Origin of the sequence: Bradyrhizobium sp. CCBAU 53421 (assembly GCF_015291625.1) — a bacterium.
In the GTDB taxonomy this organism is placed as follows: Bacteria; Pseudomonadota; Alphaproteobacteria; order Rhizobiales; family Xanthobacteraceae; genus Bradyrhizobium.
Map to the genome: position 1 here is coordinate 2,302,938 of NZ_CP030047.1, position 14,557 is coordinate 2,317,494.

Annotated in this window: 15 protein-coding genes; 8 read left to right on the top strand and 7 right to left on the bottom strand. The window is 65.6% G+C overall.

What is annotated here, in order from left to right; translation table 11 throughout:
- Positions 1 to 35: 35 nt before the first annotated feature.
- Entirely contained in the window at positions 36 to 1,325 is a 1,290-nt protein-coding gene (locus XH92_RS10900; protein ID WP_194459207.1) for an MFS transporter, read from the top strand.
- Positions 1,326 to 1,333: 8 nt separating this feature from the next.
- Here the strand turns inward: XH92_RS10900 and XH92_RS10905 are convergent, their stop codons facing one another.
- From XH92_RS10905 to clpB, 5 genes are all read right to left on the bottom strand, one after another.
- Complete coding sequence (locus XH92_RS10905) at positions 1,334 to 1,525, bottom strand: hypothetical protein (RefSeq protein WP_194459208.1); 192 nt, start codon at positions 1,523 to 1,525, stop codon at positions 1,334 to 1,336.
- A gap of 82 nt (positions 1,526 to 1,607) precedes the next feature.
- Positions 1,608 to 2,423: a family 1 encapsulin nanocompartment shell protein gene (locus tag XH92_RS10910; protein ID WP_194459209.1), complete on the bottom strand. Its 816-nt coding sequence runs from the start codon at positions 2,421 to 2,423 to the stop codon at positions 1,608 to 1,610.
- Positions 2,416 to 3,477 (bottom strand): Dyp-type peroxidase, encoded by a 1,062-nt coding sequence (locus tag XH92_RS10915; RefSeq protein ID WP_194459210.1) that lies wholly within the window; start codon positions 3,475 to 3,477, stop codon positions 2,416 to 2,418. Before XH92_RS10915 ends, XH92_RS10910 begins: the two co-directional genes overlap by 8 nt.
- 120 nt (positions 3,478 to 3,597) lie before the next feature.
- Positions 3,598 to 3,867: a DUF2171 domain-containing protein gene (locus XH92_RS10920; RefSeq protein ID WP_050628119.1), complete on the bottom strand. Its 270-nt coding sequence runs from the start codon at positions 3,865 to 3,867 to the stop codon at positions 3,598 to 3,600.
- Between the two features lie 103 nt (positions 3,868 to 3,970).
- Positions 3,971 to 6,583, bottom strand: a complete 2,613-nt coding sequence (gene clpB, locus XH92_RS10925) for an ATP-dependent chaperone ClpB (protein WP_194459211.1) — start codon at positions 6,581 to 6,583, stop codon at positions 3,971 to 3,973.
- A 625-nt stretch (positions 6,584 to 7,208) separates the two neighbouring features.
- Between clpB and XH92_RS10930 the strand changes: the two genes are divergently transcribed.
- From XH92_RS10930 to XH92_RS10950, 5 genes are all read left to right on the top strand, one after another.
- Positions 7,209 to 8,642 (top strand): YXWGXW repeat-containing protein, encoded by a 1,434-nt coding sequence (locus tag XH92_RS10930; RefSeq protein ID WP_194459212.1) that lies wholly within the window; start codon positions 7,209 to 7,211, stop codon positions 8,640 to 8,642.
- Between the two features lie 85 nt (positions 8,643 to 8,727).
- Positions 8,728 to 8,910, top strand: a complete 183-nt coding sequence (locus XH92_RS10935) for a hypothetical protein (RefSeq protein ID WP_194459213.1) — start codon at positions 8,728 to 8,730, stop codon at positions 8,908 to 8,910.
- Positions 8,911 to 9,034: 124 nt separating this feature from the next.
- Positions 9,035 to 9,937, top strand: coding sequence for a DnaJ C-terminal domain-containing protein (locus XH92_RS10940; RefSeq protein ID WP_194459214.1), 903 nt, complete (start codon positions 9,035 to 9,037; stop codon positions 9,935 to 9,937).
- A complete protein-coding gene (locus tag XH92_RS10945; RefSeq protein WP_194459215.1) occupies positions 9,934 to 10,209 on the top strand; it encodes a chaperone modulator CbpM in 276 nt (91 codons plus the stop codon). The genes XH92_RS10940 and XH92_RS10945 overlap by 4 nt, the downstream gene beginning before the upstream one ends.
- Positions 10,210 to 10,234: 25 nt before the next feature.
- The gene (locus XH92_RS10950) at positions 10,235 to 10,459 is read left to right on the top strand and encodes a hypothetical protein (protein ID WP_021081495.1); all 225 of its coding nucleotides are present in this window, start codon (positions 10,235 to 10,237) and stop codon (positions 10,457 to 10,459) included.
- A gap of 5 nt (positions 10,460 to 10,464) precedes the next feature.
- On the opposite strand, the gene XH92_RS10955 is transcribed toward XH92_RS10950, so the two are convergent.
- Together XH92_RS10955 and ybaL are read right to left on the bottom strand one after the other, a co-directional pair.
- Positions 10,465 to 10,698 carry a hypothetical protein gene (locus XH92_RS10955; RefSeq protein ID WP_194459216.1) on the bottom strand — a complete coding sequence of 78 codons (234 nt, stop codon included), beginning with the start codon at positions 10,696 to 10,698 and terminating at the stop codon, positions 10,465 to 10,467.
- 67 nt (positions 10,699 to 10,765) lie between these two features.
- Entirely contained in the window at positions 10,766 to 12,490 is a 1,725-nt protein-coding gene (gene ybaL, locus XH92_RS10960; protein WP_194459217.1) for a YbaL family putative K(+) efflux transporter, read from the bottom strand.
- Positions 12,491 to 12,605: 115 nt separating this feature from the next.
- On the opposite strand from ybaL, the gene XH92_RS10965 reads away from it, so the two are divergent.
- Positions 12,606 to 13,271 carry an HAD family phosphatase gene (locus XH92_RS10965; protein ID WP_194459218.1) on the top strand — a complete coding sequence of 222 codons (666 nt, stop codon included), beginning with the start codon at positions 12,606 to 12,608 and terminating at the stop codon, positions 13,269 to 13,271.
- Between the two features lie 9 nt (positions 13,272 to 13,280).
- The gene (locus XH92_RS10970) at positions 13,281 to 14,234 is read left to right on the top strand and encodes a sugar-binding transcriptional regulator (protein WP_194459219.1); all 954 of its coding nucleotides are present in this window, start codon (positions 13,281 to 13,283) and stop codon (positions 14,232 to 14,234) included.
- Positions 14,235 to 14,557: the final 323 nt, after the last annotated feature.

The window sequence follows — 14,557 nt, forward strand, 5'->3', positions numbered from 1 at the left end:
GCTCCGCACAGCCAACCCTAAGGGAACCGAGAGCGTTGCAGGACATTGCGAGCAGGGAAGAGTTCGATGTCAAGCGCGCAGCCTTTGCCGCGACCATCGGCAACATGCTGGAGTTCTACGACTTCGTCACCTACAGCTTCTTCGCGACCGAGATCGGCCGCACCTTCTTCCCCGCGCATAGCGAATACGGCAGCCTGATGCTGTCGCTTGCAACCTTCGGCGCCGGCTTCCTGACGCGCCCCATTGGCGGCGTTGTGCTCGGCATCTTCTCCGACCGGGTTGGCCGGCGGCCGGCGATGTTGCTGAGCTTTGCGCTGATGGGGGGCGCGATCCTGACCATCGCGCTGACGCCGTCCTATGCGACGATCGGCATCGTGGCGCCGATCATTGTGATCCTGGCGCGGATGGTGCAGGGGTTCGCGCTCGGCGGCGAGGTCGGGCCGACCACGGCCTATCTGATCGAGATCGCAGCACCCAGGAATCGCGGCCTGGTGGTGGCCTGGCAGCCGGCCAGCCAGGAGATCGCGGCGACGGTCGGCGCGCTGGTCGGGGTCATCCTCAGCAGTACGATGGCGCCCGACATGCTCGAAGCCTACGGCTGGCGCGTCGCGTTCCTGCTCGGAGCGGTCTGCCTGCCGTTCGGCATATGGATGCGCCGGACGCTGCCGGAAACGGTGCCTCACGGCGAGCGCGCCGCAGCTGCAGTCGAAAGCTCGAACCATGTCGTGCTGGCGCGCCGGCATCTTCGGGTGATCCTGCTGGCCGTGATGATCCTGGCCAGCGGCACGATCTCGACCTACGTGACGCAATACATGACGACCTACGCCAAGAACACGCTGCATGTGTCGCCGTCGCTGGCGTTCACCGTATCGCTGGTGAGCAACGGACTTCAGATCATCGGCGCGGTGCTGGGCGGCTGGCTGGCCGACCGGCTCGGCCGCAAGCCGATCATGATCTGGCCGCAGCTGGTCGTGCTGGTGCTGACCTATCCGGCCTTCCTGTGGATCGTCCAGGATCCCGGCGCGTGGTCGCTGCTGTTCGGCTTCGGCATCCTGTCATTCATCGGATCGCTGCCGTTCACGGCATTCTACGCCGCCTTCACCGAGGCGCTGCCGCAGAACATTCGCGGCGGCGTGTTCGCGACGATCTACGCGGTCGCGATCGCGACCTTCGGCGGCACCGCGCAACTCGTGGTCACGTGGCTGCTGCACGTGACCGGCGATCCGCTGGCGCCATCCTGGTATCTGCTGCTCGCGGCCGCGGTCGGCATCATCGCGATGAGCCTGATGCCCGAGACCGCCCCGGTGAAGACAGGGGAGAAATAGAGCGGCGCTCAATCCATGTCGCGGAAGGCGTGGCCGTTGGCCTCGATCTCCTTCACGAGCTGCGGCGGCAGATTGGCCTGTCCGAAGGTGCCGTCGAACACCCAGTCCTTGGCATCGGCAAGATCGGGCAGACCTGCGCCCTTGCGGACGTAAAGACCGACCGACACCTTCTTCGGGTTGATGTAGAGATCGTAGTCCATTGCGCGCCTCCTCTCCGTTTCACGTTTGGCGGAAGCTCCGGCCGCGGCCGGAGACTTCCCGGATGAAGCAACGCCGGAAAGATTAGGCGGGTTTCTTCGCCTCCGGCGCAAGCACCACCGACGCTTCGCTGGTCAGCATCAGGAAGGTGATGGTCTCCTGGAAGTACAGCTGGACCGAACTCGCGGAGTGGCTGAGATAGCCGATCGAAAGGTCCTGGCCGATCGAGAGCTGGAAATCGCCGCCGCGGGTGGTGAGCAGGACGCCGCCCTCGATCGCGGGTGCCCAGATGATCTTGCCGTCGATCAGGCGCTGGATGTGCTGCAGGACGGGGTAGCCGTCGTCGGTCGCCCCGCCGATCGCGGTGTACGGCTCGGTACCGAGCAGCAGCGTATAGGGGCCGTTGACGCCGGCGAGCCGCAACTGGCTGACCGCTTGCGCAACCACGGCGGGGTAGTTCTTGATGCTCGACGGCAGCTTCAGCACCGGGTTGCTGGTGCCTTGGCGGATGCCCTGAATCCCGGCGGCGGCGTAGCCGTCGAACACCGCGCGGTCCTCGGCGAAGGCGATCTTGCGCGCGGCGTCCTTGAGCGGATCCCAGTCGGAATCATTGGAGCCGCGTTCGACATCGTCGATCGCCTGGCGCGACAGCTCGAACGGCACGCGCAGCTCGACCAGCGCGCGGACCTCGCGCTGCGTCGCCTCGACCCCGTCGCCGGGGGTCGCGATTTTCTTCAGATGGCCGGTGCCGACCGCGGCGAAATCCGTTCCCTTCGGGCCATCGACATCGACGACGCGGCGCGCCGCCAGATGGCGCTTCAACGTACGCGAGGCTTCCTCTTCGATCTGGGCCCATGCCGCGTCTGAGATGGGGGCCAGTCCCCGATGAAGATTATTCATGTCCAGCCTCTCCTTTGAGTGAGCCGATCCCGAGCGAGCCGTCGGACGGCGGTATTCTTTGTGCAGATGTGTCGTCAGCCCCGGCGTCATCCAGCGACGGCTCAGCGGACGCGGCCGCAGGCGGAGCGCTGGTGACTTCCTCGAGGAACGTCGCCGACGGGATGAAGTACAGCGTGCCGGTCACGGCGCGGCTGAAGTCGAGCAGGCGGTCGTAATTGCCCGGCGGCTTGCCGACGAACATGTTCTCCAGCATCTGCTCGATCCGGTGCGGGGACTTGGCGTAGCCGATGAAATAGGTGCCGAACTCGCCCTTGCTGATGTTGCCGAACGGCATGTTGTCGCGGACGATGTCGAGCTCCTCGCCGTTTTCGACGATCGTCGTCAGCGCGTTGTGCGCGTAGCTCGGCTTCACCGCATCGTCGAGCTCGATGTCGGACAGTTTGGTGCGGCCGATGATCTTCTCCTGCATCTCGACCGGCAGCTCGTTCCACTTCTTGAGGTCGTGCAGGTATTTTTGCACGATCACATAGCTGCCGCCGGCAAACGCCGCGTCCTCGTCGCCGATGATGGTGGCCTCGGTTGCCGCCTGGTCCTCCGGATTCTCCGTGCCGTCGACGAAGCCGAGCAGGTCGCGCTCGTCGAAATATTTGAAACCGTGCACCTCATCCGCGGTGGCAACCGCATCGCCGAGCCGCGACATGATCTGGCTCGCGAGCTCGAAGCACAGGTCCATCGGCACGGCGCGGATGTGAAACAGCAGGTCGCCCGGGGTCGCGACCGCGTGGTGGACGCCGTTGATCTCGCGGAACGGATGCAGCCCTTGCGGCTTCGGCGCGCCGAACAGCCGGTCCCATGCATCCGAGCCGATGCCCATGACGCAGGACAGCCGGCCCTCGAGATCGCGGAAGCCGACCGCGCGCACCAGCGCGGCCACGTCGGCACACAGCGACCGCACCACGGCATCAAATTCCGGATTGGGCTTGATCGTGACCGCAAGGAAGATGGCCGCGCGCGTCAGCTTCGCAGCGACCGGTTGCGGAACGGCTGATGGCACGCATCTCTCCTTAACTAACGGCTATTGCATGACGACAAAAAGGCGGGCCGGACGCCGGATCGACGTCCAGATACGGGAGAGAGGAGCATGCCACCGGAGCCTTTACAAGAGCCCGGATTGCTAGGCTTCCGCGGAGGGACCAACCGGCTTTCCGGACTTCTCTTCCTCGAGGGTCACCGCAATGGCGGCGTTGGCCGACAGCCGGACCTTGGAGCCTTCGACACCGGCGACGAAGCCGAGCTCGATATAGTGATGATGGCCCTTGTGGAAGCCGTCGCTCTCGCTCTTCTTGAGCTTGATGCGGTTGCCTTCGACGTGATCGACGGTGCCGACATGCACGCCGTCGGCGCCGATGACCTCCATGTTGTCCTTGATGTTCTGCTGCGTCATGGTGCTCTCCCTGATTGCAAGACAGCTTATGTATTCGGCTTGCATATGATGCGCCCAGGACGACGCGGCGATGACGCCGCGCCGCTGGCAATCCAGGTTTGGCTCACACCGGCTCGAATTCGTCCGCCGCCGCATTCTCCGGCTTCTTGCCGTTGAAGGTGAGGCCGGCCTTGGTGGCCGAGAGCTTCACCACCGAGCCGTCGCGGACCTCGCCGGCGAGGATCATCTCGGCCAGCGGGTCCTGCACGCTGCGCTGGATCACCCGTTTCAGCGGGCGGGCGCCATAGGCGGGATCCCAGCCCTTCTCGGCCAGCCAGTCGCGCGCCTTCGGATCGAGCTCGAGATCGATCTTGCGATCCTCGAGCAGCCTGCGCAGGCGCGAGAATTGAATCTCGACGATCCGGCCCATGTCGCTCTTTTGCAGCCGGTGGAACAGGATGATCTCGTCGATGCGGTTGAGGAATTCGGGGCGGAAGTGCGCGCGCACCATGTTCATCACCTGCTCGCGCACCGCGCTGGTCGGCTGTCCCTCCGGCTGGTTGACGAGATATTCCGCGCCGATGTTCGAGGTCATGATGATCAGCGTGTTGCGGAAATCGACGGTGCGGCCCTGGCCGTCGGTCAGCCGGCCGTCGTCGAGCACCTGCAGCAGCACGTTGAAGACGTCCGGATGCGCCTTCTCAATCTCGTCGAACAACACCACCTGGTAGGGCCGCCGCCGCACCGCCTCCGTCAATGCGCCGCCCTCGTCGTAGCCGACATAGCCGGGCGGCGCGCCGATCAGCCGCGAGACCGAGTGCTTCTCCATGTATTCGGACATGTCGAGGCGGATCATCGCGGTCTCGTCGTCGAACAGATATTCGGCGAGCGCCTTTGCCAGCTCGGTCTTGCCGACGCCGGTGGGCCCCAGGAACATGAACGAGCCGATCGGCCGGTTCGGGTCCTGCAGGCCGGCGCGGGCGCGGCGCACAGCGGTCGACACCGCACGCACGGCCTCGGCCTGGCCGACGACGCGCTTGCCGAGCATCTCCTCCATCCGCAGCAGCTTGTCCTTCTCGCCTTCCAGCATCTTGTCGACCGGTACGCCGGTCCAGCGCGACACCACCTGCGCGATGTTGTCGGCGGTCACGGTCTCGCTGGCGGACGAGGTCTCGCTGGCCTCGACCGCAGCGAGCTTCTTCTCGATCTCGGGAATGCGGCCATAGGCCAGCTCGCCCGCTTTCTGGAATTCGCCGCGACGCTGCGCATTGGCAAGCTCGGTGCGCAGCTGCTCGAGCTCGCCCTTCATCTTCTGAGCGTCGGAGAGCTTGCTCTTCTCCGACCGCCATCTCGACGTCATGTCAGCCGATTTCTTCTCGAGATCCACGAGATCCTTCTCGAGCGTTTGCAGGCGGCTCCTGGAGCCGAGATCGGTTTCCTTCTTCAGCGCCTCCTGCTCGATCTTGAGCCGGATGATCTCGCGGTCGAGCGAGTCGAGCTCCTCGGGCTTGGAATCGACCTGCATCTTCAGCCGTGCCGCGGCCTCGTCCATCAGGTCGATCGCCTTGTCGGGCAGGAAGCGGTCGGTGATGTAGCGGTTCGACAGCGTGGCGGCGGCGACCAGCGCCGAATCCGCGATGCGCACGCCGTGATGCTGCTCGTATTTGTCCTTCAGGCCGCGCAGGATCGAGATGGTATCCTCGACCGTCGGTTCGGAGACGAAAACCGGCTGGAAGCGCCGGGCCAGCGCCGGGTCCTTCTCGACATGCTTGCGGTATTCGTCGAGCGTGGTGGCGCCGATGCAGTGCAGCTCGCCGCGCGCGAGCGCAGGCTTCAAGAGGTTCGATGCATCCATCGCGCCGTCGCCCTTGCCGGCGCCGATCAGCGTATGCATCTCGTCGATGAACAGGATGATGCCGCCCTCGGCGGACGTCACCTCCTGCAGCACCGCCTTGAGCCGTTCCTCGAACTCGCCGCGATACTTTGCACCGGCGATCAACGCGCCGAGATCGAGCGCGAGCAGCGCCTTGTCCTGCAGGCTTTCCGGCACGTCGCCATTGACGATGCGCAGCGCCAGCCCCTCGACGATCGCGGTCTTGCCGACGCCGGGTTCGCCGATCAGGACGGGATTGTTCTTGGTGCGGCGTGACAGCACCTGGATGGTACGACGGATCTCCTCGTCGCGGCCGATCACCGGATCGAGCTTGCCGTCGCGCGCGGCCTGGGTGAGATCGCGGGCATATTTCTTCAGCGCGTCATAGGCATTCTCGGCCGACGCGCTGTCGGCGGTGCGGCCCTTGCGCAGCGCATTGATCGCCGCGTTCAGGTTCTGCGGATTGACGCCGCCCTTGGCGAGCAGTCTGCCGGCCTCGCTGTCCTTGTCGGCTGCGAGCGCCTGCAGCAGGCGTTCGACCGAGACAAAGCTGTCGCCGGCCTTGTCGGCGGCCTGTTCCGCTGCGGTGAATGCGCGCGCGGTTTCGGGCGCCATATAGATCTGTCCGGAGCCGGCGCCGCTGACCTTCGGCACCTTCGCCAGCGCGTCTTCGGTCGCCTTGAGGATCGCGCGCGAGTTGCCGCCGGCGCGGTCGATCAGGCCGGCCGCGAGGCCTTCGGGGTCATCGAGCAGCACCTTCAGGAGGTGGAGCGTCGAGAACTGCTGGTGCCCCTCGCGCACCGCGAGCGATTGAGCCGACTGAATGAAGCCGCGGAGGCGATCGGTATATTTTTCAATGTTCATGGTGGCACCTCAAGGCAGCACAGGCTCGTCGAGATCAAGTCATGCCACGCATTGCCGCCGGCGACAGATGGCGGAACGATGACATCCATCAAGCGTCAAGCGTCCAATCGTGCCGGGTGGAGAACCGGGCCTGACGCCACCGCTGCTCGTATCGTGTGGTCGTTTCAGGGGTGTGTCAATCGCCGAGCGCGGCCGTTGGCACTCATCCGGAGGTAATGCTACGGGATGTGCCGGCAAGGTGCGCGCACAACGCGCCGATGCTGGCTGGCCGACCACCGTGCTTGGAGAAGTCAACGGCCCGACGAGTTCGATTCACCGCAATCGTACGAAAGCTCAAATCGCATTCATGGACTCGTTTTCGAAGCGATGATCTCGCATGCAACGGAATGCACTTGATGATGCAGATGAGATGATGCCTGCGGCGCGCCGCGATGTTCCACTGAATCGCGCGATGATGAGTCACTGTACACTCTGAACTCTCGATGAATGACTGCGTGATGTGTTTCAGCCTGTTTCAGGCTGGTGTAAGGTCAAGGGTCTAGCGATGAAGTGTGTCGGTGCATTGCCGATGCACGGAACTTTGTTCCGGTTCTCACGTTGAACGTGCTCATCGAAGAGGCTCCCAATGACAACTCGTCTCCTTTCGACCGTGTCGTGTGCAGCGATTGCCGCGGCGCTGTTCTCTGCGACGGCCGTGCCGGCAATCGCGCAGGATGCGGCATGCGCGCCGGTCTCTGCCGTCGAGACCGCGCCGCCGCCGCTGCCGACCTACGATCAGCCGCCGGTGCCCGGGCCGGGCTACATGTGGTCGCCGGGCAATTGGTCGTGGGACGAGGATCGCGGTGATTACTACTGGGTGCCGGGCACCTGGGTGCAGCCGCCGCGGGTCGGGCTGTTGTGGACTCCCGGTTACTGGGGCGCGTTCGGTGGCGGCTTCATTTTCCATCAGGGCTATTGGGGCGATCGCGTCGGCTTCTACGGCGGCGTCAATTACGGCTTCGGTTACGGTGGCTCGGGCTATGAAGGCGGCCGCTGGGATCACGGCAATTTCTTCTACAATCGCACGGTGAACAATCTGCAGGGCGCGCGCATCACCAACGTCTACGAGAAGAATGTCACGATCAACCAGACCACCGTCAGCAACGTCAGCTACAATGGTGGCACCGGCGGCATCGAAGCGCGGCCGACTGCTGCCGATCGCGCGGTCGCCAAGGAGCAGCATTTCGCGGCGACGCCGTTGCAGCGCAAGCAGGTCGAGACCGCAAGCCAGGATCCGAGCCTGTTCAAACGGGCGAACAATGGCGTGCCCGCCGTCGGCGCAACCGCGCGTCCGGGCGAATTGAAGGGACCGGGCGTGGTCCGCGCGCGGCCGGCCGGCGAGGCTGCGCCTGCCACCGCCGCAAAGCCGGCGGCCGGGGAGCCGGCGCGGCCAGGGTCTCCAGCCGCACCCGCGACTGCGACTGCACCCGCGGCCTCCCACGCGCTCCCGGTCCCGGGGAAGGAAGTTCCCGCGGCACATCCGACCGCTCAGGAGAACAAGCCCGCGGTCGAGGAGAAGCACGCAGCTCCGACGCCCGAGACGAAGGTAGAGCCGCATCCTGGCGCTCCGGCGCCTGCCGCATCTCACGCGCTTCCGGTCCCCGAGAAGGGCGCTGCTGCACATCCACCCGCCGAGGTGAACAAGCCCGCGGCCGAAGAGAAGCGCGCAGCACCTGCTGCCGCGCCCAAGGTCGAACCGCGGCCTGCAACGGAAGCGGCGCGGCCTGCCGCACCGGAAGTGCGCAAGGAGGAGCCGCGGCCCGAGCCTGCCGCAAAGCCTGTTGCGCGGCCGGAGCAGGCAGCAAGGCCCGAACCGCGACCGGAGCCTGCGGCAAGGCCGGAAGCGCGACCGGAAACGATGGCACGCCCTGAGGCGCATCCGCAGCCGCCGGCCGCGCATCCGCAGCCACCCGCGGCGCACCCGCAGTCTGCGGCACGGCCGGAGCCGCATTCCGCTCCGCCGCATGGTGCGCCCGCCGCAGGTCATCCTGCGGAGGAGAAGCGGCAGGAGCAACGCTGAGTGACGGCCGCGCTCCGCTGGATTGTCCCGGCGGAGCGCGGTACTCTTCCGCCCGCGCGCAAGCGATCATCACCGGAGGTCAATCATGGCGCAGAGTCATGGTGGTAGCGGACAGCTTGACGACGGCAAGCCGCGCCTCAGCGAAGACGATATGCAGCGAGCCCTGCTTGGCCCGCGAGGCGTGCCGGGCAAGCCAGATCCCGCCAAGATGACGCCGCAGCAAGAAAAGAACATGCCGAACTATCTGGACCCCGGACATACGTCTTAGCTCGGCTGTGACGTGAGCACATGCCGCGTCGCCCGTTGCCGGGCGAGGTGCGGGCACACTTGCAAATCGCCTGCTTTTGCGCCCTCATGATTGCAGGTGCACTCACGGTGTTGCGGAGCAGGTTGTGAGAAATCCGTACGAGGTCCTTGGCGTTGCCCCGACGGCGTCCTCGGCCGATATCCAGAAGGCCTATCGAAAGCTGGCGAAGAAGCTGCATCCGGATCTCAATCCGGGTGACAAGGCCGCGGAAGAAAAGTTCAAGGAAGTCGCCGCGGCGAACGATCTGCTCTCGGATGCCGACAAGCGCAAGCGCTTCGATGCCGGCGAGATCGACGCCAGCGGCGCCGAGCGGCCGCAGCATCGCTACTACCGGGATTTCGCCACCGCGGATGGGGCGCATCCTTATGCCGACAGTTCCGGCTATGCCGATTATATGGATCAGGACGACGCGTTCGCCGAGTTGCTCCGGCGCAGCGAGCAGGCACGCGCCAACCGGCGCGGCCGCGATTTGCACTACAGTCTCGCGATCGATTTCGCGGAATCGATCACCGGCGGAAGCAAGCGCCTGACGCTTCCCGACGGCGGCACGCTCGATGTGACGATTCCGCCAGGGCTCATCGATGGACAAGTCATTCGCCTGCGCGGCAAGGGCATGCCGGGCAGCGGCAAGGGCGGTCCCGGCGACGCGCTGATCGAGGTCGAGGTTCGTCCCGATCCGCGCTTCACCCGCGAGGGCGACGACATCTCGCTGGAATTGCCGATCTCGCTGTCAGAGGCGGTGCTCGGCGGCAGGGTCAACGTGCCGACGCCGACCGGCGCGGTCACCATGACGGTTCCGAAGGGCTCGAACACCGGCACGACGATGCGGTTGCGCGGCAAGGGCGCGCCCAAGGTCGGCGGCGGTCATGGCGATGAGTTCGTCAAGCTCAAGGTGGTTCTGCCCAAGGGACCCGATCCCGCGCTCGAGGCGTTCGTGTCGAACTGGGATCGCAAGGGGTTCAATCCACGCGAGGATGGTGCATCATGAACAAGCAGCAGTTCCTCATCGATGCGGGTCTGGAGGTGCAGACCCTGGAATTCTGGATCGAGCAGCAATGGCTCGTTCCGGACGAGACCACGCGCGAGGTCAGTTTCTCCGACACCGACGTGGCGCGTGCGCATCTGATCCGGGATCTGAAGGGCGATTTCGGCGTCAACGACGAGGGGATCGACGTCATCCTGCATCTGGTCGACCAGCTGCACGGTCTGCGCCGTGCATTCGAAGAATTGCACAAGAACATCGCGTCACCACCGCGCTAGCCGCCTCGCTCACTGGGAGACGATCATGACGGACAAGCCGACGCCGCTGGCCCATGGCGAGATCGACGTTCTGATTCTACAGGCGCTGGTGCGTAAGCTGATCGCAAAGGGCGTGCTGACGCCGGACGACGTCCGCGCGATGCTGTTCGAGGCCGCGAAGAATCTGGACCTTGTCGGCAGCGAGCTGACGACGGAGGCCGCCAACATCATCGTGCAAGAGGACCTCGCGCCCGCATTCCTCGGCGGTTGATTTCTTCAGGTCTGGCCGCTGCGGTTGGAGACCAGCCGGATTTGCGTGATCTGGTCGGCATTGCCGGCGAGATAAGCCTGCGCGTCGCGCACCAGCCGCTCGATTGCAGCGGCGTCATAACTCGGATGACGCGTGTTCAGATGCAGGTCGGTCTCGATCTGCATCACATTGGTCGTGGCCTCGGCGCCGATCTCGATCGAGAACGACACCAGTGAAACGTGCGGGCTCTTGAACGCCAAATCTTGATCTCCTTCTTATCTGGCGGGGTGCGGGCGTTACGGCATTTGCCGATGAGCTCGGTTGCCTTCAGGCTGCGGAATCCTCCCTCGCATCTTGCGCGGCGACACCTGAGTGTCTGCGGTCGAGCTCCTCGATCATGCCACGGGCGATCTCGCGCTCGCCCATGATCACGATGTCGGCCCCGAGCCCCTTCAGATGATCGACCTCGGCGTCGGAATGCGCGCGCGCGATGATCTGGATGTCGGCATTGGCCGCGCGGGCCTGCTCGACGATCTGTCCGGCCTCGAACGCTTCGGGAATCGCGATGACCAGCGATCGCGCGCCGGCCGGATTGGTCGCGCGCAGCACGCTGGCGCGCGCCGCATTGCCCATCAGGGCTTCGATGCCGCGCTGCCTGAGCTTTGCGACCGTGTCGTCGGCCGCTTCGACGGCGAGGAACGGCGCATTCCGCTGATGCAGGACGTTACCCACGATGCTGCCGACCCGGCCGTAGCCGACCAGGATGGTGTGATCCTGCAACTCGGTGACGGGGATCGGTTCGGAGGTTGCGGCGGTCGGCGAGGCAGCCTGCGGTTTCTCGAGCCGCGAGGTCAGCCAGTCGACCACCGCGAACACCAGCGGGTTGAGCATGATCGAGAAGATCGCGCCGGCCAGGATCAGGTCGCGGCCTGCCTTCGGCAGCAGATTGAGCGCAACGCCGAGCTCGGCCAGGATGAAGGAGAATTCGCCGATCTGGGCGAGGCTCGCCGAGATCATCAAAGCGGTCGCCATCGGGTGGCGGAACAGCAGGACGATCAAGAGCGCGGCAAGCGACTTGCCGACCACGATGACGAACAAGGTCGCTGCGAATGGCCAGGGCTCGCGCACCACGCTGAGCGGATCGAACAGCATGCCGACGGAGACGAAGAACAGCACTGCGAAGGCGTCGCGCAGCGGCAGCGTCTCCTGGGCGGCGCGCTGGCTGAGCGGCGATTCCCGCAGCATCATCCCGGCGAAGAAGGCGCCGAGCGCCAGCGAAACCCCGAACAGCTTGGTGGCGCCGAACGCAATGCAGAGCGCGATCGCAAGCACGGTCAGCCGGAACAGCTCGCGCGAGCCGGTGTGCGCGATGTAGTGCAGCACCCATGGGATCAGCCGGCGTCCGACCACCAGCATCAGCGCGATGAACACGGCGATCTTGATCAGCGTCAGCACCAGCACGCCGGTCAACCCGAGGCCGAAGCGGGCGGCGAGCGGGTCGGAGGTCAGTGTCGCGCCGTCGCCGCCCTGGAAGCTCGCCACCGCCGGGAACAGCACCAGCGCGAGCACCATGGCGAGGTCTTCGACGATCAGCCAGCCGACCGCGATCTTGCCGCGTTCGGTGTCCATCAGCCGTCGTTCCTGCAACGCGCGCAACAACACGACGGTACTCGCGACCGACAATGCGAGCCCGAACACCAGGCCGGCGCCGACGGTCCAGCCCATCAACAGCGCGAGGCATAGGCCGAGCAGTGTGGCGACCGCGATCTGCGCAATGGCGCCGGGCATCGCGATCGCGCGCACCGACAGCAGGTCGTTCAGCGAGAAATGCAGGCCGACGCCGAACATCAGGAGGATGATACCGAGCTCCGCGAGCTCGGTCGCCAGCGCCTGGTCGGCGACGAAGCCGGGCGTGAACGGACCCACGGCGACGCCCGCGAGCAGGTAACCGACCAATGGCGGAACCCGAAAGCGCTGGGCGATGGTTCCGAAGACGAAGGCTAATCCAAGGCCCGCGACGACGGTCGCGATCAGAGGTGTGTCATGCGGCATTTCGCCTTGTCGCACAGCATGGTTGGCGGTGCACCGCGACCATTTGAGGCGCGGCATTCCGCGCGCGGAATGGTGATCTATTGCTCATGACGTGAGCATATGATCTCATGGCGGGATGGATCCGCGGCTGCCAGAGACCGATCTGGTCATCTTCGACTGTGACGGCGTGCTCGTCGACAGCGAGGAATTGAGCTGCCGTTGCCTCGCCGAGGCGATGGTTCAGGCCGGCATCGAGATGAGCACCGATCGGGCGCTCCAACTCTTCCTCGGGCGCAGCACCACGGCCCTGGTCGACTATTGCCGGGAGATGGGCAAGCCGCTGCCCGCGACCTTCCTGCCCGAATTGGCGCACCAGGTGCGCGAGACCTTCCGCGCGCAGCTCAAGCCGATCGCGGGCATCGCCGCCGTGCTCGCGGAATTGCGCCTGCCGACGTGTGTCGCCTCATCGAGCGATCTCGAGCGTGTAAAGTTTTCGCTGGAGCTGACCGGTCTCGCCGCCAGCTTCGGGCAAAGGCTCTACACCGCTCAGATGGTCTTGCATGGCAAGCCGGCGCCGGATCTGTTCCTGTTTGCCGCCGGCAGAATGGAAGCCGATCCGCGCCGCACGCTGGTCATCGAGGACAGCGTCAGCGGGGTAATGGCGGCGAAGGCCGCGGGGATGAAAGTGTGGGGATTTGTCGGTGGCGCCCACTATCGGTCGGCCGACGGCAGTGCTCTGTTGCGGCAGGCCGGGGCGGATCGAATCTTCGCGGCGATGACGGATTTCTGGAACGAAGGCTGACGCAACACGATGGCTGCGCCCGACAACGAAAAGTCTCGCTTGGACGATGCGGCGCGCGCCGGCTGGCTGTATTTCATCGCGGGCCACACCCAGGACGAAATCGCAAAGATGCTGCAGGTGTCGCGCGCCTCGGCGCAGCGCCTGGTGTCGCTGTGCCTGGCGGAGCGGCTGATCACGTTTCGTCTCGAACACCCCATTGCAGCCTGCATGGAGCTGGCGTCGCGTCTGAAGGCGCGGTTCGATCTGGTGCATTGCGACGTCGTGCCGACGGATCCGGCGGCGCCGCTGTCGAATGCCGGGATCGCCGAGCGCAGCGCCAATCTGCTGGAGATGACGCTGCGTTCGGAGACGCCGGTCATCGTCGCGCTCGGCACCGGCCGCGCGGTGCGCGCTGCGGTCGAGCGGGTCTCGCCGATCGAGCGGCCCGATCACCAGATCGTCTCGCTGGTCGGCAACATCTCCGCCGACGGTTCGGCGAGCTTCTACGACACGGTCGGGCGGCTCGCCGACCGCACCGGTGCGCGGCATTACCCGATGCCGCTGCCGTTCCTGATGTCGAGCGAGGACGAGCGCAACCGCATGGTGCGCATCGACCCGATCGCGCGGGTGAGGGCGGTCGCCGCCAAGGCCGATTTGCGGCTGATCGGCATCGGCCAGATGGACCAGAAGGCCCAGGTCCATATCGACGGCTTCGTCACCCGCGAGGAGCTGCTGGAGATGATGCGGCTCGGCGCGGTCGGCGAGGTGACCGGCTGGGCCTATGACGCCAAGGGCAAACTGATCAAGGGCGGCACCAACAAGCGCCTGACCAGCATTCCGCCGCAGATCCCCGCGGTATCGACCACGATCGCGGCGGCCGTCGGCGCCGCCAAGGTGCCGTCGATCAAGGCCGCGCTGGCGGGCCGGGTGATCAATGGCCTGATCACCGATGAGGCGACCGCGCGCGCGGTGCTGGATCGCTAGAAGTCACGAGTCGGATTTCACCTCGCCCCGCGTGCGGGGAGAGGCATAGGCCGCCCGCGGCGGCCGTTCTCAAGAACGCCGAAGCAGAGCTTCGGCTATGACGCATCGTTAGATGCGTTCCGGGTGAGGGGGAGTCTCCGCGTACTCGTCTGGTTTCGCGTCCGCGGAAAGAGCCCCTCACCCCAACCCTCTCCCCGTAAGAACGGGGCGAGGGAGCGCAGTCCCGCTGCGAGCGCAATTGGCGCTGGCTTCTCAGCGGCTCCCTTCGCTCCCGCAAAAACTCCATTCCAGCGTGCAGCGGAACCCGCAATCGCGCAGGACGG